The 20,758-nt window shown below is 70.5% G+C and carries 21 protein-coding genes, 1 tRNA gene and 1 pseudogene; 13 read left to right on the top strand and 10 right to left on the bottom strand.

The features are described from left to right. Window positions 1–14 precede the first annotated feature (14 nt). On the bottom strand, window positions 15–1,619 hold the full coding sequence (locus E0H26_RS18735) for a cobyrinic acid a,c-diamide synthase CobB (RefSeq protein WP_131305279.1): 1,605 nt from the start codon (window positions 1,617–1,619) through the stop codon (window positions 15–17). A gap of 215 nt (window positions 1,620–1,834) precedes the next feature. Between E0H26_RS18735 and E0H26_RS18730 the strand changes: the two genes are divergently transcribed. Further along, window positions 1,835–2,644, top strand: a complete 810-nt coding sequence (locus tag E0H26_RS18730; RefSeq protein WP_131305277.1) for an SURF1 family cytochrome oxidase biogenesis protein — start codon at window positions 1,835–1,837, stop codon at window positions 2,642–2,644. A 23-nt stretch (window positions 2,645–2,667) separates the two neighbouring features. Here E0H26_RS18730 and E0H26_RS18725 read toward each other — a convergent pair whose 3' ends face one another. From E0H26_RS18725 to E0H26_RS18710, 4 genes and pseudogenes are all read right to left on the bottom strand, one after another. Continuing rightward, window positions 2,668–4,275 carry an ATP-dependent DNA ligase gene (locus E0H26_RS18725; protein ID WP_131305275.1) on the bottom strand — a complete coding sequence of 536 codons (1,608 nt, stop codon included), beginning with the start codon at window positions 4,273–4,275 and terminating at the stop codon, window positions 2,668–2,670. A 47-nt stretch (window positions 4,276–4,322) separates the two neighbouring features. After that, window positions 4,323–4,529, bottom strand: coding sequence for a hypothetical protein (locus E0H26_RS18720; protein WP_131305273.1), 207 nt, complete (start codon window positions 4,527–4,529; stop codon window positions 4,323–4,325). Window positions 4,530–4,599: 70 nt separating this feature from the next. Beyond that, complete coding sequence (locus E0H26_RS18715) at window positions 4,600–5,946, bottom strand: dipeptidase (RefSeq protein ID WP_206025224.1); 1,347 nt, start codon at window positions 5,944–5,946, stop codon at window positions 4,600–4,602. Then, window positions 5,939–6,720 (bottom strand): annotated as a pseudogene (locus E0H26_RS18710) (uridine kinase family protein); the annotation flags it as partial. The pseudogene E0H26_RS18710 and the gene E0H26_RS18715, both read right to left, overlap by 8 nt. A gap of 6 nt (window positions 6,721–6,726) precedes the next feature. Here E0H26_RS18710 and E0H26_RS18705 point away from each other — a divergent pair. Further along, the gene (locus E0H26_RS18705) at window positions 6,727–7,128 is read left to right on the top strand and encodes a rhodanese-like domain-containing protein (protein WP_131305269.1); all 402 of its coding nucleotides are present in this window, start codon (window positions 6,727–6,729) and stop codon (window positions 7,126–7,128) included. A gap of 41 nt (window positions 7,129–7,169) precedes the next feature. Here E0H26_RS18705 and E0H26_RS18700 read toward each other — a convergent pair whose 3' ends face one another. The 4 genes from E0H26_RS18700 to E0H26_RS29595 form a co-directional block, all read right to left on the bottom strand. Further along, window positions 7,170–7,748: a hypothetical protein gene (locus E0H26_RS18700; RefSeq protein WP_131305267.1), complete on the bottom strand. Its 579-nt coding sequence runs from the start codon at window positions 7,746–7,748 to the stop codon at window positions 7,170–7,172. A gap of 162 nt (window positions 7,749–7,910) precedes the next feature. Continuing rightward, window positions 7,911–9,449: a cobyric acid synthase gene (locus E0H26_RS18695; protein WP_131305265.1), complete on the bottom strand. Its 1,539-nt coding sequence runs from the start codon at window positions 9,447–9,449 to the stop codon at window positions 7,911–7,913. Beyond that, complete coding sequence (locus E0H26_RS18690) at window positions 9,446–10,486, bottom strand: cobalamin biosynthesis protein (RefSeq protein WP_131305263.1); 1,041 nt, start codon at window positions 10,484–10,486, stop codon at window positions 9,446–9,448. The genes E0H26_RS18695 and E0H26_RS18690 overlap by 4 nt, the downstream gene beginning before the upstream one ends. Before the next feature lie 178 nt (window positions 10,487–10,664). Then, entirely contained in the window at window positions 10,665–11,474 is an 810-nt protein-coding gene (locus tag E0H26_RS29595) for a single-stranded DNA-binding protein (RefSeq protein WP_240742256.1), read from the bottom strand. Between the two features lie 335 nt (window positions 11,475–11,809). On the opposite strand from E0H26_RS29595, the gene E0H26_RS18680 reads away from it, so the two are divergent. The 8 genes from E0H26_RS18680 (at window position 11,810) to E0H26_RS18645 (ending at window position 18,368) form a co-directional block, all read left to right on the top strand. Next, window positions 11,810–12,235 carry an HPF/RaiA family ribosome-associated protein gene (locus tag E0H26_RS18680; RefSeq protein WP_131305261.1) on the top strand — a complete coding sequence of 142 codons (426 nt, stop codon included), beginning with the start codon at window positions 11,810–11,812 and terminating at the stop codon, window positions 12,233–12,235. 104 nt (window positions 12,236–12,339) lie between these two features. Beyond that, the gene (locus E0H26_RS18675; RefSeq protein ID WP_131305259.1) at window positions 12,340–13,407 is read left to right on the top strand and encodes an alpha/beta hydrolase; all 1,068 of its coding nucleotides are present in this window, start codon (window positions 12,340–12,342) and stop codon (window positions 13,405–13,407) included. 122 nt (window positions 13,408–13,529) lie between these two features. After that, a tRNA-Arg gene (locus E0H26_RS18670) sits at window positions 13,530–13,602 on the top strand. A gap of 68 nt (window positions 13,603–13,670) precedes the next feature. Then, window positions 13,671–15,158 carry a tyrosine-type recombinase/integrase gene (locus E0H26_RS18665; protein ID WP_240742255.1) on the top strand — a complete coding sequence of 496 codons (1,488 nt, stop codon included), beginning with the start codon at window positions 13,671–13,673 and terminating at the stop codon, window positions 15,156–15,158. A gap of 134 nt (window positions 15,159–15,292) precedes the next feature. After that, window positions 15,293–15,988, top strand: a complete 696-nt coding sequence (locus E0H26_RS18660; RefSeq protein WP_420812858.1) for a dual OB domain-containing protein — start codon at window positions 15,293–15,295, stop codon at window positions 15,986–15,988. A gap of 1 nt (window position 15,989) precedes the next feature. Beyond that, window positions 15,990–16,613 carry a DUF488 domain-containing protein gene (locus E0H26_RS18655; RefSeq protein ID WP_131305253.1) on the top strand — a complete coding sequence of 208 codons (624 nt, stop codon included), beginning with the start codon at window positions 15,990–15,992 and terminating at the stop codon, window positions 16,611–16,613. Beyond that, a complete protein-coding gene (locus tag E0H26_RS18650; RefSeq protein ID WP_131305252.1) occupies window positions 16,610–17,047 on the top strand; it encodes a DUF488 domain-containing protein in 438 nt (145 codons plus the stop codon). The genes E0H26_RS18655 and E0H26_RS18650 overlap by 4 nt, the downstream gene beginning before the upstream one ends. Before the next feature lie 286 nt (window positions 17,048–17,333). Next, window positions 17,334–18,368: an NAD-dependent epimerase/dehydratase family protein gene (locus tag E0H26_RS18645; RefSeq protein WP_131305346.1), complete on the top strand. Its 1,035-nt coding sequence runs from the start codon at window positions 17,334–17,336 to the stop codon at window positions 18,366–18,368. Here the strand turns inward: E0H26_RS18645 and E0H26_RS18640 are convergent. After that, window positions 18,348–19,622 carry a hypothetical protein gene (locus tag E0H26_RS18640; protein ID WP_240742254.1) on the bottom strand — a complete coding sequence of 425 codons (1,275 nt, stop codon included), beginning with the start codon at window positions 19,620–19,622 and terminating at the stop codon, window positions 18,348–18,350. The genes E0H26_RS18645 and E0H26_RS18640 overlap by 21 nt on opposite strands. A gap of 140 nt (window positions 19,623–19,762) precedes the next feature. Here E0H26_RS18640 and E0H26_RS18635 point away from each other — a divergent pair, with 140 nt between their 5' ends. From E0H26_RS18635 to E0H26_RS18625, 3 genes are all read left to right on the top strand, one after another. Then, on the top strand, window positions 19,763–20,005 hold the full coding sequence (locus tag E0H26_RS18635) for a helix-turn-helix domain-containing protein (RefSeq protein WP_013735510.1): 243 nt from the start codon (window positions 19,763–19,765) through the stop codon (window positions 20,003–20,005). A gap of 349 nt (window positions 20,006–20,354) precedes the next feature. After that, complete coding sequence (locus E0H26_RS18630; protein WP_131305250.1) at window positions 20,355–20,597, top strand: DUF6284 family protein; 243 nt, start codon at window positions 20,355–20,357, stop codon at window positions 20,595–20,597. Between the two features lie 12 nt (window positions 20,598–20,609). Beyond that, window positions 20,610–20,750, top strand: a complete 141-nt coding sequence (locus E0H26_RS18625) for a hypothetical protein (RefSeq protein WP_240742253.1) — start codon at window positions 20,610–20,612, stop codon at window positions 20,748–20,750. Window positions 20,751–20,758 lie beyond the last annotated feature (8 nt).

The following is a 20,758-nucleotide window of genomic DNA, read 5'->3' as shown; positions in this document are numbered from 1 at the left end:
AACTGGAGGTCCGCTCAGCTGAGCGGACCTCCGGTCGGTCCGGCCGCCGGCACGTCGGCGACCGGCTCCCGACCCGAACCCGCACCGTTCGGCCCGCCCGGCACCGAGCTGTCCGGGCCGGCGGCGGACCCGCCCGGCACAGCCGCCGGTCCCACCGCAACAGCCGGCCCACCCGCAACGGAGGTTGGCCCACCCGCAACGGGAGCCGGTGTCACCGGGACGGCGGCCGGCGCACCCGCGACGGCGTCGGGACCGGCCGCGGCGGCGGCCACCAACCGGGCCGCGATGTGCGGGTACGCGGCCCAGTGCGACACGAGCTGGGAGGCGTGCACCCCGCGCCAGACGAAACCCTCCGGGGCGCCGCCCGGCCAACTCCAGGCCGGTCGCGGCCCGCCCCGAGGGGCGAGCACCCCGCGGTGCTCCTTGTGCCCGACGACCACCTCGCCGCGGGCCGCGATCACGCTGTCGCTCTGGGCCGTCGCCTCCCGGTACCCGACGACCATCCCGTCGCGGAGGCTGCCGATGGCGTCGAGCACGCCGCACATCGGCAGCCCGTCCACCTCCCGGGCCAGCCAGAGCAGGCCGGCGCCCTCGGCAACCACCGGCCGACCGGTGCGGGCCAGTTCGGCGACCGCGATGCAGAGCCGCCGGTTGGCGGAGAGCTGCTCGACGTACGACTCGGGCAGGCCGCCACCGACCACCAGCGCCCCCGTACCGGCCGGCAGTGACTCGTCGGTGAGCGGGTTGACCGTCACCACCTCGGCCCCGGCCGCCCGCAGCAACTCGACCGTCTCGACGTGGCTGAAGGTGCCGCCGGGCCCACCGGCCACCGCGACCACCGGTCGTGGCGCCCCGGACGGCGACGCCGCCCCGCCGTCGGCACCCGCCGGCTGCGGTGACCAGGGCGGCACGCCCAGCGCCGGGGCGGAGCGGGCCAGCCCGAGCAGCCGCTCCAGGTCGACGGTGGCGGCCACCGCCTCGCCCAGCCGGCGGACCGCCCGGGTGGCCTCGCCGGCACCGGTGAGCACCGGCACCACCCCGTGCCGCCGGGACGGCAGCACGGCGGGCAGATCCTGCCGTCGCAGCGCACCGTAGACCGGCACACCGATGTCGTCGAGCGCCTCGCGCAGCAGCGCCTCGTGCCGGGAGGAGGCGACCCGGTTGAGGATCACGCCACCGATCCACAGCTGCTCGTCGTACGCCCGGAAGCCGTGCACCAGGGCCGCCACCGACTGCCCCATCGCGGCGACGTCGACCACCAACACGACCGGGCTGCGCAGCGCGGTGGCGACCGCGGCGCTCGACTCGGTCTCGCAGCGGCCGGTGAGGCTGTCGTACAGGCCCATGCTGCCCTGCACGACCGCGAGGCCGGCGCCGGCGGCGCCGTGCAGCAGCAGCGGCGCGAGACGTTCGGTGCCGACCAGTCGCGGGTCGAGGTTGCGCCCGGGACGGCCGGCGGCCAGGCCGAGGTACGCCGCGTCGACCTGATCCGGGCCGATCTTGAACCCGGCCACGTCGAGTCCCCGGTCGGCGAACGCGGCGAGCAGGCCGATGGCCAACGCGTTCTTGCCGTGGCCGGACGAGGGAGCGCTGAGCACCAGACGCGGCACGACGGTCATCATCGACTCCTCGCGAACGGGCGGCGTGCCGACCGTCGGCGCGCTCCGCCCGCGTGACGATAGCCGAACCGGACTACTGGCACGCACCGACCGGTACCCCTCCCGTTCCGGCGTCCGGCCGACTCACACCCGGCGCCCATACCGCGAGTACGCTGCGCCACCGCCCGCCCGACGGCGCGGCGCAGTGGTGATGGTCCACCGGGTAGCCTCGTGGCGTGTACCGGTTCCTGCTGACGCCACGCTGGCTGGGCATCTTCGCGCTGACCGTGATCGCCGCCATGGTGATGGTGCTGCTGGGCAACTGGCAGCTGGATCGCTACCACGGCCGCACCGCGGTCAACGAACGGATCGACGCCGGCCTGCGGATGGCGCCGGTGCCGCTACGTGACGCGTTGCCCGCGCCGAGCGGCGGCCCCGGCACGGTCGGGCCGCCGCCGGCGGAGGACCGGACCTTCACCCGGGTCACCCTGACCGGCCGGTACGACACCGACAACATCGTGCTGGTCCGGGGCCGCACGGTCGAGAGCAAGGTCGGTTTCGAGGTGGTCACCCCGCTGGTGCTGGCCGACGGCACGGCCGTACTGGTGGACCGGGGTTGGATTCCGCCCGCGCCCGGTGGCGCGTTCGCCCAGCCGGAGGTGCCGGCCACCCCGACTGGCGAGGTGACCGTCGAGGGCCGGGTGCACGCGAGCGAGAGCGGCGACGCCAAGGTGTCCCGCCGCGAGGGTCGGCTGGAGAGCCGCCGGGTCTCGCTGCCCCAACTCGCCCCGGAGCTGCCGTACCCGGTGCACGGGGCGTACGTGCTGCTCGACGAGCAGACCCCGGCCGCCGACCCGGTGTTCAAGGCGGTGCCGGTGGGGCACGCCAACAACTGGCAGAACCTGGGCTACGTCGTACAGTGGTGGATCTTCGGGGCGATGACCCTGTTCGGGTTCGGTTGGGTCGCCCGCCGGGAGGCCCGCCGGTTGGCCGGGGTGACCGACGACCGGCCCCGCGACCGCGCCGCCGACCCCTCCCCCGCCTGATCTGCCGCTGACGTCGCCACCCGTTACTGCGACGACGCAGCGGGCGGGCGGCCGGCGTGGATGGCGCGAACCGCGTCGATGGTGTCGGCCTCGGCGGCGGACTTGTCCGCGCGGTAACGCACCACCCGCGCGAAGCGCAGCGCCACCCCGCCCGGATAACGCGAGCTGGTCTGCACGCCGTCGAAGGCGATCTCCACCACCTGCTCGGGACGAACCCGGACCACCCAGTCCCCCCGCTCCACCGCCAGGCCGAGGAAGCGTTCGGTCTGCCAGCGCAACAGCTCGTCGGTGAGCCCCTTGAAGGTCTTGCCGAGCATCACGAAGCCGCCGGTGGCCGGATCACGCGCCCCCAGGTGCAGGTTGGACAGCCAGCCGGTGCGCCGGCCGGTGCCCCACTCGACGGCGAGCACCACCAGGTCGAGAGTGTGCCGGGGCTTCACCTTGACCCATGCCGCGCCGCGCCGGCCCGCTTCGTACGGCGCGTCGGGTGCCTTCACCACGACGCCCTCCTGGCCGGCGTCGAGCGCGGCGGCGAACGCCACACCGGCCTGCTCCGCGCCGTCCACCTCCATCCGCCCGACCAGGAGCGAGGCGTCGACGGTGCCAGCGAGCGCCGCCCACCGCTCGCGCCCGGGCAGATCGATCAGATCCGTGCCGTCCAGATGCAGCAGATCGAAGAAGTACGGCGTGAGCACCGTCGCGCCGGTGTGCGCGGCGGCGGCGCGTACCGCCGGGGCGACCGGCGGACCGCCCTCAGCCGACCGGGCGGAGGTGGATCCGGCGCGGCGGGCGGCGGCGCTGGAGGTCTGCTGGAAGGGCAGCGGCCGGCCGGTCTCGTCCAGCCCGATGGCCTCCCCGTCGAGGACCAGCTCCCGGGCCGGCAGGGCACGCACCGCGGCGACCACCTCGGGCACCCGGGCGGTGATGTCGTCCAGGCTGCGGGTGAACACGGCGATGTCCGGCCCGCTGCGGTGCACCTGGATGCGGATGCCGTCGAGCTTGACGTCGACCACGGCGGGGGTGCCGGTGGCGGTGAGCGCCTCGTCGACCGACGACGCGCTCTGGGCCAGCATCGGGGCCAGTGGCCGGCCGACCCGTAGCCCGAAGGCGGCCAGCGCGGCGGCCCCACCGGCGAGCGCGGCCACCGCCACCTCCCGCAGGTCGCCGGCGAGCAGCAACGCCCGGCGTACGGTGGCGACCGGCACCCCGGCGGCCCGGGCGATGGCGTCGCCGAGCAGCCCCGCCTGGGCGCCGTGGCGCAGCTCGCCGAGGAACAGCCCGGTCAGCAGACGTTGCTCGTCAGCGGTCGCGGCGGCGTAGAGGCCGTGCACCAGGGCCCGACGACGCGCCTGCGACCCGGCGCCACGGACCGCGGCGATCTCGTCGATCGCCGCGTCGACGGAGCCGACGGTCAGGGTCGGCTCCGCTGCCGGCGGGGGCAGGTCACGCAGGCTGGCCCAGCCGACACCGGTCTGCCGCTGGCGCAGCTCACCGGCGAGCCAGCCGGCACCCGCCGGGACCTCGACCGGGTCGAGCTGGCGCAGCGCGTCGGCGAGCAGCTCGACCTTGGCCCGCCGGCCGCTGGTGGCGCCGACGGCCGCCGAGGTGGCCGCCAGGTCGAGGAATCGCACACCCCGATCCTGCCAGCCACCTCCGACAACGCACGCCGATCGCGGCGTCAGGCCGGGACCGGCTCCTCGACGCGCAGGCCGCGGGCGCGGACCCCCTCGGCGATGCGGGACAGCGACATGTCCAGGGCGACCAGGGCGGCGGAAAGCTCGGCGAGCTGTTCCTTGAGCGTGTCCTCGGGCCACGCGGAGACGTCGATGTCTCCCAGAGCGCTGACGGCGGCCTCCAGGCGGGCCATCTCCTCGTTCGTACGCATGTTCGAGAGGCTACAACAGCCCCGCGTCCGACACACCGGAAACGGCCACCATTCGCGCGAAGTTACGGGTTCAGCCGCGACCCACCTCGGCCACCTTGGCCAGCAACAACGCCTCGGCCAGGCAGACCCGGGCGAACTCGCCGAGGTGCAGGCTCTCGTTCGGCCCGTGCGCCCGGGCGTGCGGGTCCTCCACTCCGGTCACCAGGATCGCCGCCTGCGGGAACATCTCCTGGAAGGTGGCGATGAACGGGATCGAGCCGCCGACGCCGATGTCCACCGGCTCGGTGCCGTCCCAGGCCGTCCGGAAGGCCGACCGGGCCGCGTCGAACACCGGGCCGGTCGCGTCGATGACGCACGGGGCGCCGTCGTGTTCGAAGGTGATCTCGACCTGGGCGCCCCACGGGGCGTGCCGCTGGAGGTGCTCGCGCAGTGCCGCGTACGCCTTGTTCGGCTCGTCGCCCGGCGCCAGCCGTACGCTCAACTTGGCCTTGGCGGCCGGGACCAGCGCGTTCGGTGCCTCGGCGGTGGCCGGGGCGTCGATGCCGAGCACGGCGAGCGCCGGCTTGGTCCAGAGCCGGTCGGTGATCTGGCCGGTACCGATCAGCTGCACGCCCTCGACCAGACCGGCCTCGGCGCGGAACCGGCCCTCGGGGTAGTCGACGCTGGCCGGCTCCCCGCCGACCAGGCCCTCCACCGCCACGTTGCCCGCGTCGTCGTGCAGCGTGGCCAGCAGCCGGACCAGGGTGGTCAGCGCGTCCGGCACGGCACCGCCGAACATGCCGCTGTGCACGGCGTGGTCCAGGGTGCGCACCTCGACGAAGCAGTTGACGATGCCGCGCAGCGAGGTGGTCAGCGCCGGTACGCCGACGTCCCAGTTGGCCGAGTCGGCGATCACGATGACGTCCGAGGCGATCGCCTGGCGGTGCTCGGCGAGCAGTTGTTCCAGCGAGTCGGAGCCGTACTCCTCCTCGCCCTCGATGAACAGCACCACGCCGACCGGCAGTTGGTCACCGAACGCGCGCAGCGCGGCGACGTGCGCCATGATGCCGGCCTTGTCGTCGGCGGCACCGCGTCCGTACAGCCGGCCGTTGCGCTCGACCGGCTCGAAGGGGTCGGACTCCCACAACGTCCGGTCGCCGACCGGTTGCACGTCGTGGTGGGCGTAGAGCATGACCGTGGGCGCACCGGGCGGCGCCGCCTTCCGGCCGATCACCGCCGGCTGCCCACCGGCCCGCACGATCTCCACGTCGAGGCCGCAGCCGCGCAGCAGTTCGGCCACCGCCTCGGCGGAGCGTTCCACGTGCGCGTGCTCGAAGCCCTCGAAGGCGATGCCGGGAATCCGGACCAGGCGCTCCAGGTCGGCCCGGACACCAGGCAGCTCCCGCTGTACGGCGGCCCGCAGCTCGGCCTCGGTCATGATCGGTGTGGTCATGACCGGAATCGTATTCCGGCCTTACCCAGCGGCGACGCCCGGATCACCACACCCGGCCGGCACTCGCAGGTAGTAGCGGGTGGCGTCGTGCGGCAGTGCGGGTGCCCCGTCGACCACCAGGTCGGCGCGGGCCTCGGTGCCGTCGGCGCTGAAGTGTTCCTGCTCGGCGAGGTGCCAGCGGCGCAGCTCCGGCAGGATCGCCGGACCGTCGCGGGCCACCGCTCTGGTCAGCCGCAGCGGCTGCGGGGCGGTGACGAAGACCGCCAACGTCAGGTCCGGGCCCGCCTCGGCCCGCGCCGCGCTGACCCCCTCCACGATCAGCACCGGCGCCGCCGGCACCGGCACCGGGTCGGGCAGGAAACCACGTCGTACCCAGCTGTAGCGCTGGTGGGCACCGGCCTGGCCGGCGCGGACCGGCGCCAGCACCGACGATTCCAGGCGACTCCAGAAGGTGAACTGGTCGTCCCACCCGTCGAGCAGATCGTCGGTGTGCACCACCGGCGGCCGGCCCGCGCCGCTGGCGGCGAAGGCATCGGCCAGCCGCGCGGCGAAGGCCGTCTTGCCGGCGCCGCTGGGCCCGTCGACCGCCACCAGCCGGGTACGCCCCAACCGCGCCGGCCGGGCCAACACCCGGTGCGCCAACTCGGCGTACGCCGCAAAGACCGCAACCACGGGCACCGACGTTACCGATCGTGTTGTCCCGCACCGCTTCCGGCCGTGGCCAACCGGGCCAGGCGGGATGATCGGGCCGTGTCCCATTCCGTGATGAGTCCCGGCGTCGAGGCGTTGCTGGAGCAGGCCCGCGCGGGCATGACCCGGCTGACCCCGCAGGAGACGGTGCAGGCCGCTACCCGTGGCGCGCTCGTGATCGACACCCGCACCGACGCGCAGCGACGGGAGCAGGGCCACCTGCCCGGCGTCATCGTGATCGACCGGACGGTGCTGGAGTGGCGGCTCGACCCGGCCAGTGACTGGCGCATCCCCGAAGCCACCGGGTACGACATCGACATCGTCGTGGTGTGCCGCCAGGGCTACAGCTCGAGCCTCGCCGCGGCCAGCCTGCGCGCTCTCGGCCTGCACCGGGCGACCGACATGATCGGTGGAGTGGATGCCTGGCGCTCGGCGGGCCTGCCCTTCTCCGATCAGCCGGCGGACGTGCGCCTCTGACCGGTCCGGTGTCCGGGCGCCCCGGCGTCGGGCGGGCCTGCTCAGGCCGTCATCAGCGTCAACGTCTCCTCCGTGTAGGCGACCAGCAGCGCCTCCGTGTCGGCATCATCGGGCACCTTGGCCCCCATCGACGTGAGGTCGAGCATGACGTACGCGTCACCGCGCGCCACGTGCACCATCGCCCTGCGGAACGCCACCGGGGCGTCAACGTCGGGGACCTCCATCCCCTTCTCGACCGGCATGATCCACACCCAGGCACCGTCACCGAGTTGCGGCAGTTCGTACCAGGTGCCGAGGGACTGCGGTTTCGGTTGCCGAGGCACGGCTTCCCGGGCGAGCTCCGGGGATTCGGCGAGCAACGCGGTGACGGTGAGGACGTGCCCCGCGACCGGATCCCGCTGGCTGACACTGAGCGTGCACTTGCGCGACGGCCGGTCCGGCCGCGGCGGCCACTCCCGCGTCGCCGTGGTGCCGCCATCCAGATCGATCAACGGCTGCGGGTCGAGCGCCGCGCACAGCTCGTCCACCAACTGATAGGTGTTCGAGGGCTGCGGGGAGGCCGGTCCGGACGGTTCGGACGGGGTGCTGGCGCAACCGGCCAGCAAGGCGCCAAACAGCACGGACGGCAGCACAACGGCACGCCGTCGCCGGCGGGGAAACGTCACGCCAAGATCCTGTCACGGCGGCCCGGTACGGATAAGCCCGGCAAGCCTCCGAGCGGGACGCCCGGTGAGCTTTAGAGCAGAGCGCCAGCGACTGTCAGAGTAGAGCGCCGGTGAGCTTCAGAGCGGGGCGCCGGGTGGGACGAAGGGCAGGTCGGCGGGTGGGCCGGCCTCGATGAGTCGCCACAGGGCGGCCGTGTCCAGATGCTCCTCGACCAGGTCGCCGAGCAGGTCGAGGGTGCGTTCCCGGGCGGCGGCGAAGGACGTGTGCGGGGCGACCCGGAACCCGGTACGCCCGGCGAGGCGGGCCACCCGGGCGAGGAACCACCGGCGGAACTCGTCGGACTCGAAGGCGCCGTGCCAGTGGGTGCCGTGCACGGTGCCGTGCACCGCCCCCTCCCCGACGCCGTCGAGGTAGCGCAGTAGCGGGGACAACTGCGGATCGGCGGCCGAGACGTAGCCGTGGTGGATCTCGTACCCGCGCACCGGCAGGTCACCGGCGACCGTGCCGGCCGCCGGTCGGACTGTCTTCTGCGGGTCGAACGTGATCTCGACGGGAAGCAGGCCGAGCCCGGGCACGCTGCCGTGCCGGCTCTCCACCGGGTCGTGGATGGCTCGGGCGAGCATCTGGAAGCCACCGCAGATGCCCAGCAGCGGCCGACCCGCCGCCACGTGCGCGGCGACCGCGTCGGCGAGGCCGGTTTCCCGCAGCCAGGCCAGGTCCGCCACGGTCGACTTGGAGCCGGGCAACACGACCAGATCGGCGGCGGCCAGTTCGGCGGGCTCGACGGTCAGCCGCACCCGCACCCCGGGCTCGGTGGCCAACGCCTCGACATCGGTGGCGTTGCTGATCCGGGGCAACCGCACCACGGCGACGTCAAGCCACTGCGTGCCGTACGGGGCGGCGGGCCGACCGAGCACCCGGCCGTAGGCGAGCGAATCCTCCGCGTCCAGCCACAGGTCCACCGCCCAGGGCAGTACGCCGTACGTGGGGCGCCCGGTGAGCTGGCCCAGCATCGCCAGTCCCGGTTCGAGCGGGCCACGATCGCCACGGAACTTGTTGACCACGAATCCGGCGATCAGCGCCTGGTCGGCGGGGTCGAGCAGGGCCAGGGTGCCGAACATGGCGGCGAACACGCCACCCCGGTCGATGTCGCCGACCACGATGGTCGGCAGGTTGGCCTGCCGGGCCAGGCCCATGTTGACGTAGTCGCCGTCGCGCAGGTTGATCTCGGTGGGGCTACCGGCTCCTTCGCAGATCACCACGTCGTACGCCGCCCGCAGCTCCGCCAGCGCGGTGTAGGCCGTCTCGGCCAGCCGTGGCCGCAGCGACCGGAACGTGGCGGCGGTCATCGTGTCAATGGCCTCGCCCAGCAGCACGACCTGACTGGCCAGGTCGCTGCCCGGCTTGAGCAGCACCGGATTGAACCGCAGATCCGGGGCCAGCCCACAAGCGGCTGCCTGCATCGCCTGCGCCCGACCGATCTCGCCACCCCGGCCGTCCGGCCCGACAACGACGGCGGAGTTGTTGGACATGTTCTGGGCCTTGAACGGCGCCACCTTCACGCCCTGACGGTGCAGCCACCGGCAGATGCCGGCGGTCAGCACGCTCTTGCCGGCATCCGAGGTCGTCCCGGCGACCAGCAGGCCCCCGGTCATCGCCCGCCCACCGCGCCGGCACCACCCCACCCTAGGGCAGCCGACCGGTCACGCCCGAGCCGGGTGGCCCGGCGGGTGACGGCTGCGGTCAGCCGGCCGGCGGTCAGTGGGTAGACCGCCGCGAGACCGAGTGCCGCCAGCCCCACCGCGCCGGAGATCCGGGCGGCCCGGGACAGGTGGCGTGCCTCGGGACGTGGCCCGTCACCGAGGAACGGGCGCACCTCCGAGCGGCCGAAGTAGACATTGCGCCCGCCCAGCCGTACGCCCAGCGCCCCGGCCATCGCCGACTCGCACTGCCCGGCGTTGGGACTGGGGTGGTCGGCACGGTCCCGGCGCCACACCCGCCAGGCCTGCTCCCGGTCACCGCGCCCGACCGGCGCCAGGGCGACGGTCAGCAGGCCGGTCAGCCGTGCTGGCACCAGGTTGAGCAGGTCGTCGAGGCGGGCGGCCGGCGTGCCGAACCGGGCATAGCGGGCCGACCGGTGACCGACCATCGCGTCCAGCGTGTTCGCCGCCCGGTAGCCGAGCAGCCCCGGCAGCCCGGCCACCGCGCCCCAGACCAGCGGGGCCACCACGGCGTCCGAGGTGTTCTCCGCGACCGACTCGACGGTGGCCCGGGCCAGCTCGGGCTCGTCGAGCGCCGACGGGTCACGCCCGCACAGGTTCCCGAGCCGGTGCCGGGCGGCCGGCACGTCACCGTGACGCAGCGCCCGACCCATCGCCTGTGCTTCGTGGCGCAGACTGCGTCCGCCGAGCACCGCCCAGGTGCCGGCGGCGACCAACGCCGCGCGGGTCACCGGCCGACGCCGGGTGGCGAACGCGGCGGCCGCCCCGAGCAGCACCGGTCCACCGACGGCAAGCGCGGTGAAGGCGCCACCGGCCAGCCGGTCGGGCCGGTAGAGCCGACGCTCCAGGGCGGCGGCGGCGCGACCGAAGCCGGCGACCGGATGCCCGCGTCGCGGATCGCCGATCAGTGCATCCAGGGCGTACCCGGCGACGAGTCCCGCCGCGTTCGCCACCGCACCCGCGTGCCGCACCACACCACCTCCGGCCGGCAGCCTAGCCCAGCCCGGCACGTCGACCGCCGCGATGACAGGTCACCCGTGCCGTGCTCGCGTCAGTGCTGCGGCACCGGCCGAGGCGGCGGGCCAGGCCGGCAGCCGAGGCCGCACCGGCCGGGCCAGCAGCCGCCGAGGTGGCGGCAGCGCGGCTGGGTCAGGCCGGCTGGGGCTGTCGCCCACGGCCGCGTCGGCCGCGCCCGGTCACCTCGGCGCCCGCCCCCGATTCCTCCGGACGCCCCAGCGACCCCACCTCCTCCGCCAGCCCCCGCGACTCGACCTCGGCCCCGGCGACCTCGGCGCCCACCGGGGCCAGCTCGTCCGAGGCCGCTTCCGCCACGTCCTGGCCGTCGAACGGATCGGACGGCAGCAGCTCGTCCTCACCCACCTGCCGGTACGCCCCGACGCCGGTGGTGGCTCCGGTGCCGTCGACCGGGGTGGCGCCGTAGTCGTCCGAACCCAGGTCGGACAGCTCGAAGTCGTCGTCGAGCCCACCATGGTCGGGTCGGGCGGGTGCCTCGCCATCCGGCACCGGCTCGGTCGGCTCGCCGTGCACCCGCTGCTCTGCTTCGGCATCGGAGACGGCGCTGGTGCTCAGGCTCGGCCGGTTGCGCAGGAAGCGTCCACGCCCCCGGGACAGGTCATGACCGACCGCGACGGCCTCCAGCTCGTAGAGGGTGCGGTGGTTGCCGGCCTCGTCGGTCCAGTCGCGGGTGTAGAGCCGCCCGCAGACGACCACCGGATCGCCGACCATCACCGAGGCGGCCACCCCCTCGGCGAGCTTGCGCCAGCAGTTCACGCGTACCCGCAGGCTGTTGCCGTCGACCCAGCGGCCGCTGTCCCGGTCGAGGCGCCGCGCCGTCGAGGCGACCTTGAAGTTGGCCACCAGGGTGTTGCTCTGGGTGGTACGGCGCCATTCCGGCGCGGTGAGCACGTTACCGACCACCGTCACATAGGTATCGAACATCGCCCCTCCAGCGGGGTCTCCGGGGCTCACCTGCGCGAGCCGACTCGCCACCGAGCCTGCGCCGGCGTCCGCCCTCGGGCATCCCCGCGCCGAAGATCTGTGGACAGCGCGAGCGCCTGTGGACAACAACCTGATCAAGGTCCCGGTGTGGTAGGCCAGCCGGCCCTGCCCGCTGCCGGGCCGACAGCCAATGATCGAGACATACCAACGTTCCGGACGGACCCCGGCGGGGTAGGGATCTGTCAACCGCACCTGTGACACGACGTCGACGAAAGGTCAGCCATCATGAAGATGACCCTCCGCCGTTCCGCCCGCGTCTCTGGTGAGGTGCGGCGATGAGCACCAACCCGGCCACCGTGGCGAAGTGCCTCCGGCTCGGCGCCGGCTTCTCGCAGGCCGACCGGGACTGGCTCGTCGCCCAGTTCGCCACGCTCGACGCCCGCCTGGCCACCTTCGACGCCGACGCCACCGAACTCGAACTCTCGGTCAAGGACCGGGAGGCCCGTGGCCAGCGGGTCACCCTGGAGTGCTGGATCGCCGGCCGGCAGAAGATCGTCACCACCTCGTCCGAGGAGGATCTGCGCGCCGCGCTCAACGACGCCCGGGACGACCTGCGCCGCAAGCTCAACGACGCGAAGACCCGGCAGGAGCCGCGCAACAACAAGCACCTACGGGTCACCACCCCGCCCGGCCAGAGCCCGCCAGCCGAGCTGTCGGCCGAGGACCTGGCAGCGGCCGGGACGACGACCGACGAGCGGTGACCACGCCGGCCGGAGCCAACCGGCCGCGCGTCGACGGCCCCGCCGGCCAGGTGCCGGCCGGCGGGGCTACCACCCGGTAGCTGGGTCGGCGTACCGTCGGCATCGTGGAACCGGACCTGCTGGGCTCACCGTACGAGCGGCACACCATCGACCTGGGCAGCGACAACGAGGGCCCGGTGGTCGCCACCCTGGTCCGCCGCCGGGCCGAGCGCCCGAGCCGGCGGGCCGTGCTGTACGTGCACGGCTTCGTCGACTACTTCTTCCAGACCCACGTGGCGGACTTCTTCGTCGCCCGGGGCTGGGACTTCTACGCACTCGACCTGCGCAAGTACGGCCGCAGCCTGCTACCGCACCAGACCCCCAACTTCTGCCGCGACCTCGGTGACTACTTCCCCGAGTTGGACGCCGCCGCGCAGATCATCCGCGCCGAGGACCGGCACGACACCCTGCTGGCCATGGGCCACTCCACCGGCGGACTGATCGTCTCGCTCTGGGCGCACGCCCGCCGTGACGCCGGCCTGGTCGACGGCATCTTCCTCAACAGCCCCTTCTTCGACCTCAACGCCCCCTGGTTCGTGCGCCGACCCCTCGCGGCCGCCGTCGCCCGCCTGGGCCGCCGGGCGCCGCAGCGCATCCTGCCGTTCGGCCTGGGCACCGTGTACGGCGAAAGCATCCACGCCGACCATCGCGGCGAATGGACGTACGACCTGGCCTGGAAGCCGCTCGCCGGCTTCCCCGTGCGGGCCGGCTGGCTCGACGCCATCCGCACCGGCCAGCGGCGCCTACGCTCCGGCCTCGACATCCCGGTGCCGGTGCTGCTCGCCTGCTCGACCCGCTCGTTCCGGGGCACCAGATGGCACGAGTCGGCCACCCTCGCCGACGCCGTACTCGACGTCGAACACATGGTCCGCTGGGCCCCCCGCCTCGGCCAGCACGTCACCCTGGCCCGCTTCGACGGCGGCCTGCACGACCTGACCCTCTCCGGTCCCGCCGTACGCGAGAAGGTCTTCACCGAGGTCGGACGCTGGGCCGACGCCTTCCTCGACGCCGGACCGACAACCACCCACCCGTCCGTGCCCGACCCCCGCCGCCCGACCGCCGACGGCGGGTCCGGCGGCGGGCCCGGCGGCGACGTGGTGGCCGACCCCGAGGCGGCGGAGGCAACCGCCTGAGCACGGCCGACAGCCCCGAGTAACCAAGTGCGCGGCAGCGCGACGCGTGCGACCCTGACCCGGCCACCCATTCCGCCGCGCCGGGCCGGGACGGCGGTACCCTTCTCGCGCGATACCACGGCGCGCCCGTAGCTCAGCGGATAGAGCAGGGGACTTCTAATCCCAAGGCCGCAGGTTCGAATCCTGCCGGGCGCACAGGTACTTTCGCCTTCTGACCAGCTCGCGTGGGGCTATTCGTGGTGCGAGCGCGCTACGGTGGCCCCGTGGCAGCCTCGAACGGACGCAGCAAGCGCCAGCGCGGCGAGATCGAAACCCTCCCCAGCGGGTCACTGCGCGTGAAGGTCTATGCGGGTGTCGACCCGATCAGCGGGAAGCGGCACTACCTGACCGAGGTCATCCCCGCCGGCCGCACCGCCGCCAAGGAAGCCGAGAAGGCGCGCACCCGGTTGCTGGCCCAGGTGGACGAGCGGCGCAACCCGCGCACCCGGGCCACGCTCGACCAGTTCCTAGACCGATGGCTTGAGGTGGCCGACATCGAGGCCACCACCCGTATGGGGTACGTGAACAAGCTCAACAAGCACGTACGGCCGGTGCTGGGCAAACTGCCGGTCGGCCGGCTCGACCCTGAGACGTTGGAGTCGTTCTACGCGAGCCTGCGCCGCTGCCGCGACTGGTGCGGCGGCAAGGCGTACGTGAAGCACCGCATAGACGGTGAGCACACCTGCACGGCGAAGTGTCGGCCGCACGTCTGCAAGCCGCTCAGCGCGTCGTCAGTGCGCCAGATCCACTGGATTCTCAGTGGTGCCCTCAGTCGCGCCGTCCGGTGGCGTTGGATCGCCGTCAACCCCGCCGGACAGGCCGAGCCACCCGCACCGCCGCACCCTGATCCGCAGCCGCCGAACCCGGCCGACGCCGCGCGCATCATCAACGAGTCGTGGCGCGATCCGGACTGGGGCGCGTTGGTGTGGCTCGCCATGACGACGGGTGCCCGACGCGGTGAGCTGTGCGCGTTGCGCTGGCAGCATCTCGACCTCGCTGCCGGTGTGCTGACGCTGCGGCGCAGCGCCTACCTGGACGAACACGGCGAGCTGCAAGAGAAGGACACCAAGACGCACCAGCAGCGGCGGGTAGCGCTCGACCCGGAGACGATCGAAGTGCTGCGGGAGCTTCACGGCCGGTACGTCGACCGTCTGGCGCAGCTCGACGTGGAGGCCGACCCTGCCGATCACGTCTTCTCCCCCGAGCCGGACAACAGCCGTGGCTACCGACCCGACACCATCACCCAGCGGTACGGCCGGCTCGCCGTCCGGCTCGGCATCACCAGCCACATTCACGCCCTGCGCCACTACTCGGCGACTGAGCTGATTAATGCCGGTGTCGACGTGCGGACCGTCGCCGGCCGGCTCGGTCACGGTGGCGGCGGGACAACCACCCTCAGAGTTTATGCGGCGTGGCTGTCGGAGTCGGACCAGCGCGCGGCCGGAACGTTGGCCGCCCGCATGCCGCCGCGACCGGCCGCACCGACACCGCGAACAACGGAAGACAGCCCATACCAGGCAATAGCGGCCGAGCTTCGCGAGCAAATCGCGACCGCGATGCTCCGGGTCGGGGATCAACTTCCTGCGGTTGCTGAGCTGGCGGAAGCCTATGGCGTCTCCGTTGGCACCGCTCACCGTGCTGTCGCCCTCCTGACAGCAGAGGGGTTGGTCAGTGTCTCCCGGGGCCGTCGAGCGACCGTCGCGTGTGCATGAGCTGCTAATTTGCCCTAAGTTGCGGCTCGCACAGTTTGCTATTAAGAGACCAAGAGGGACGGCCCGTCGGTACCCCAGAGACATCAAATAGGGCAGACTTGGTACGTCCATGGTTCTACCCGCTCATCGAGCTTGTGGGAGCAAAGTTGACGACGGTCAAGCGAATCTTGTGCCTTGCAAATTCTCGCAAGCCGGACGGGCGATGCATCGCAGGACTGGAACTAGATGGAGCTAGAGCCACAGGATGGATCCGACCGATAAGCAGCCGAACCCACGAGGCGGTATCATACGACGAGCGGAAATACGAAGACGGCAGCGAACCGCAGGTGCTGGACATTATCGATATCCCTCTACTTTATCCTCAACCACGAGGACACCAGCAGGAGAATTGGGTACTCGATTCCAGTTCCCGTTGGGTGAAGGCCGGAAGTGTTACCCCCAGTCAAATTTCAGCACTGGCCGCCATTTCCGGCCCACTCTGGAAGAACGGTTGGCATACCCATAACGGCCTACATGATTGCCTCCCCGCAGAAAGGGCCGATGCCGCAGATGGCTCTCTAAAGCTCATCCACTTAGGACACGGGCTAAACCTGCGCGTTTTCGTAATCGGCGAGAATTTCGGCAATCCAAGGCGGCGAGTTCAGGCCGACTTTCACTTCGGCGGCGTGCAGTATAATATTACGGTCACGGATCCAATAATCGAAGGCGCGTACCGAGATCGAGCAATCGGCGAATATGCGCTCGGCGCTAGCTACTTAACGATTAGCCTTGGTGAGAGATTCGCAGACGAGCGCTGCCACAAGTTCGTCGCCGCCATCATTGGAGCATAGGATGCCTGCACATAAAATACAAATCTTTACCATTGGACATTCCACACACTCACTTACCAGCTTCATAGATATCTTGCGGAAGGCAGGGATATCCGCTATAGCCGACGTCCGGTCAGCTCCCTACAGCAGACACCAGCCTCATTTCAATCGCGAAGCGTTGAGATCTTCACTGAAAAGCGCTGAGATGTCCTACGCTTTCCTTGGACGCGAGTTAGGCGGACGTGGCGTTGGACCATCCGTCAGAAATCAGCATGGTCGCGTCTGTTACGAAAGAATTGCAAGTTTGGATATTTTTCGCGAAGGGCTTAAGCGGCTACGAGAAGGAACCCAACGCATGCCGATTGCAATCATGTGCACCGAAGGCGAGCCACTGAATTGCCATCGCGCAATCCTGATCAGCCGATACTTAGTCGAAGACGGCATGGAAGTAACGCACATCCACTCCGACGGCAACTTCGAACTCCACCGCGATGCAGAGGATAGACTTCTGCGCATTACCGGCCTCCATCAGCCGGAGATATTCAGAACCAGAAGAGAGATAATTCAAGAGGCTTACCAGCGCCAAGAGGAGCGCATAGCCTATGTCGCACCAAGGGCCGAAATTCATGAGAGCATTTCGTCATGAAAATTTACACTATCGGCTTCACGCGAAAATCCGCCTCGCAGTTTTTCGACACTCTATGCGACGCACAAGTCAACAGGGTTGTCGATGTCCGGCTAAACAATGTCTCCCAGCTAGCCGGGTTCGCCAAAAAAAACGACCTGGAATACTTTCTCAGGAAAATCGGATCTATTCGCTACACGCACGCTCTAGATCTTGCGCCTACCCAGGAAATGCTAGATGCCTACAAGAAGGGTGCAGGCACCTGGAGTGAGTACGAAGCACGTTTTGGAGAGTTGATTCAAGGAAGACGCGTAGAAGCGAGCTGGGCTGACGAGTTGCGCGACGGCGACTGCTTCCTTTGCAGTGAAGAGAAGCCTCAGAATTGCCACCGCCGCCTTGTGGCCGAATACTTCGCGCGCCACTTCGGCGGGGTGGAAATACAACACCTTGGCTGATTAGATTCCTTCTAGACCAAGCCGCTGATGAGACAGGGGTAGCTCCGCAAATTCCTATACCCCGCCAAGATCACGCCAGCATCTCATCGAGCGACGGCCTACCCGCTCCTAAACAGTCCACAAATTACCTCAAGGGACCCGCAAGGGAGCTCCGCTTGCAGACCCCGGCCTGATAGCGACTGGCTGGCTCCAAGGCGACGTCTTGGCGTTGGAGGGCACGAGCGCCGCCTTGGCCGAGAGCAAAGCCGATTCGGCAGCTGCTCGCCAGATCGGCATGATAGGGCGCATGCGTTTGCTGGTGCTCGGCGGAACTTGGTTCGTAGGACACGCGATCGTCACGACTGCGATCGATGCCGGCTGGGAGGTGACGACCTTCAACCGGGGTACCTCAGACCCCTTCCTGGAAGCGGTACGGCCCCTTCGAGGCGACCGAACCCAGCCTGATAACGTCGCCGCCCTCGCTGCCGCTGGTCCCTGGGATGCCGTCATCGACACCTCGGGCTACGTGCCTAGGAACGTTCTCGACGTGGCTCGCGCGCTCGCTCCCGTCGCCGATCGCTACGTCTTCATCTCCACGCTGAGCGTCTACCAGGAGTGGCCGCTCAAGCCCCTCAGCGAGCAGTCCGAGGTGCTCTACTGCCCGCCGGACGCCGGCCCCGAATACGGCACCGATACGGAGGATGGGCCGACCCGATACGGCTACCAGAAAGCCGGCTGCGAGGCAGCAGCCGTCGCCGCGTTCGGAGCCGACCGGACCACGATCCTGCGCCCCGGTGTCGTGCTCGGCCCGCGTGAGTACGTCGGCCGCCTGCCGTGGTGGCTACGCCGCGTGGCTGCCGGTGGGCAAGTCCTGGCCCCCGGCTCCCCCACCCGCACCATTCAGCCGGTCGACGTACGCGACCTAGCCGCGTTCGCACTCCACACCATCACCGAAGGTTCCTCCGGCGCATTCAACGTCTGCGCCCCGACGGGCGGCGCGACCTTCGGCGGACTACTGGCGGATTGCGCCCACGCGACCCAGGCCGATGCCTCCTTCGACTGGGTGCCCGATGAGGTGTTGCTCAGCCAAGGCGTCCGGCAGTGGTCCGAGCTGCCGCTCTGGCGCACATTCGACGGCGTGTGGCGCGTCGACACCACCAAGGCGCAGGCAGCCGGCCTGCGCTGCCGGCCGCTCTCCCTGACCGTCCGCGACACCTGGCGGTGGATGGTGGAGAGCGGCGAGGTCAGCAACCACGATCGGGCCACCGAGATCGGCATCAGCCCGGAGAAGGAAGCGCAGGTGTTGGCCGCCTGGCACCGGTCAGGTGAGCGGACGGGCTGAGGTCTCCGACAGCCACGCCGCGATGCGCTCGGCGAGCTGGCGCGCGTCGGCGTCGCGATCCCACGGCGACTGGCTCAGCATGTGCTCGATCCGCGACAGCCGACCGGTCAGCGAGACGTTGCGCTTCTGCGGCGGCAGGTCCAGGACGGTACGCAGCGCGTCGGCCGCACCGTCCTTGTCTCGCATGTGGAGGTGCGCAGCGGCAACGTCGATCTGCGTCCCGTTGATCTGCGAGTACGGCCGCCTGGGCGACGGCAACGCCTCGTACACCTGCAACGCCTCTCGGGCGTACCTCGCGGCCTGCTCGCCGTTGCGGAGGTCGAGCCATGCCGCCGCCGCACATGCCGCCGCCCGCGCCTCGCCGAATGCGAACTCCCCACCGGTAACGGTGGCAAGTTCGTCGGGTCGGTACGCTGCCGCTTCCCTGTCTCGCTGGGCCGCTTCCAGGACAGCCGCGACTGAATCGGAGTCTGCGAGCAGGGCGTGAGAGCGGGCAGCGACATAGCGGAGCCTCAGTCTCGGCTCGCCCTCCGGTGCCGTCCGCATGGCGCGAGCGAAGTAAGTCAGGGCGGAATCAGGCTCATTGCGCCAGTTGGCGAGGGTCATTTGCAGGCCGTAGGTCCATGCCTTCAACGACGCGTGTCCGGCTAGGTCGGCGTACTGCGTTGATGCTCTGGCCAGGGCCGCCGACTCGTTCCAGTGCCCGAGGTCGAAGGCGGTGGAGGCCATCAGGGCAGCACTCTGGCCGATGACCACGTAGAGGTCGGCCAGCTCGACGGGTCGACGGGTGCGCTCGACCAAAGCCCTTGCCTCGTCCCGCAGCCGGCGAGCACTGCTGAACACGTCGAAGGCTGCCATGCCTCCCGATCGGGCGAGCAACGTCACGTCTTCCTGCAAGGACTCGATAGAGTCGTTCGGCAGAGCAAGGCTTATCAGCAGGGAATCATTGGCGACCGATTCGGCAGCATCACTCACAACAGTAACAACGCTGCCACCGCCACCTGCATTTCCCTCCCGACGCACTCCGCTGAGCGTTTCGAGGAACCGGGAACGAACCGAATCCGATACACGATCCAAGGCGGCATTCAGCACGTCTTGATTGGCATTCCCAGGAACGGTATCGGGTCGACTATGCCAATACGCGACGGTCCTTGTCGCGATCCCGAGCCACCCCGCGAACCCCTCGTTGGTCATCCCGGCGGCGGCTTGCAGCGAGCAGGCGAGATTTCCTGTCCACCGGTTTACCGTCGCCACCGTGGTCTCCCGAGCTTGCAGATTGCATCGGATTGCCGTGCGTTGCACTGGGTTTGCATGGGCGCTCCGCGCTTTATCGACTTCACTTGGTCTCAGCAAGCCGAACGGAACACTGACCACAGACTACTGAGGAGACTCCCGTGGCTGAACCCCTCGCTGCCAAGAACGATCGCCCCCGGTTCCGGTCCGTCGCGGACACCGCAGCAATCCTCGGCATGTCGGAGGTGACCCTCTACCGGGCGATTCACGCCGGCCAGTTCCCCGCGATCAAGGTCCGTGGACGCTTCGTGATCCCGGCGCGTGCCATCGACGACATGGAGGCGTCCGCGCTGACGTACGGCCTGGTCGACGCCAGCAACCACACGCTGCGGCCCGCCGGGTGACCGCTACCGGGCCGCGCGCTTCGGCCCCGGAGGGGCAGGCGGGACGCTGTGCTCCCGAGCAAGCTTCCGGACGTAGGCACCACTGAACGGCGACAGCCGCTCAACCTCAGCCGGGCCGACGCCGTCACGGAGCGCCGCAACCACCGCAGCAACCACCACTTGGCGTGCCGCTTCATGAGCAGCTTCGGTACGCCGGTACCGCTTCGTAGCTGCTGACAGTTCGTCTCGCGCATCACTCATCGGACCAACATACCGCTACCCCCTTGCGCAACAGACCCGCGTATCGCTACCTTGTTGCGCAACAAGGGCGCACATCTAGGGGCGCCAGAACAGCCAGAAGGGACACGAAGTGACTGAGTCGAATCACTCGCCCGAGTTCGGGCCGAGCGCCGCCGAGCTGGCGCAGATCGAGCAGGAGTTGCCGCTGATCGAAGCTGAGGTGTTGCTGCTCGACGCGCAGATCGTCGTGCTGACCGGCGACGCCGGCCCGACCGAGTTGGACTGGCAGCGGCTTCGTCGGGCGCAGCGTCGGGTGCTGCGTGAGGCGCGTGCCCTGCTCGCCGTTCGCTCGGCCGACGGCCGGGCCGCGTAGGCGGATAGCGCCATGAGCCGTCGTTACCCGATCCCCCGCCCCGCTGACGACCCCCGCTTCACGTTCGGTCTGGCGCTGGACGTAGCCCAGGTGCTCGCCGCGCACGGCTACCCGTCGATCGACGAGCCGTACGACGGTGCGGGGCGGACCTAGTGAACCTG

The organism is Micromonospora zingiberis (genome assembly GCF_004331455.1).
GTDB classification, from domain to species: domain Bacteria; phylum Actinomycetota; class Actinomycetes; order Mycobacteriales; family Micromonosporaceae; genus Micromonospora; species Micromonospora zingiberis.
Note: the sequence above shows the minus strand (reverse complement) of the source record. Positions and strands in the feature narration are given on the sequence as shown.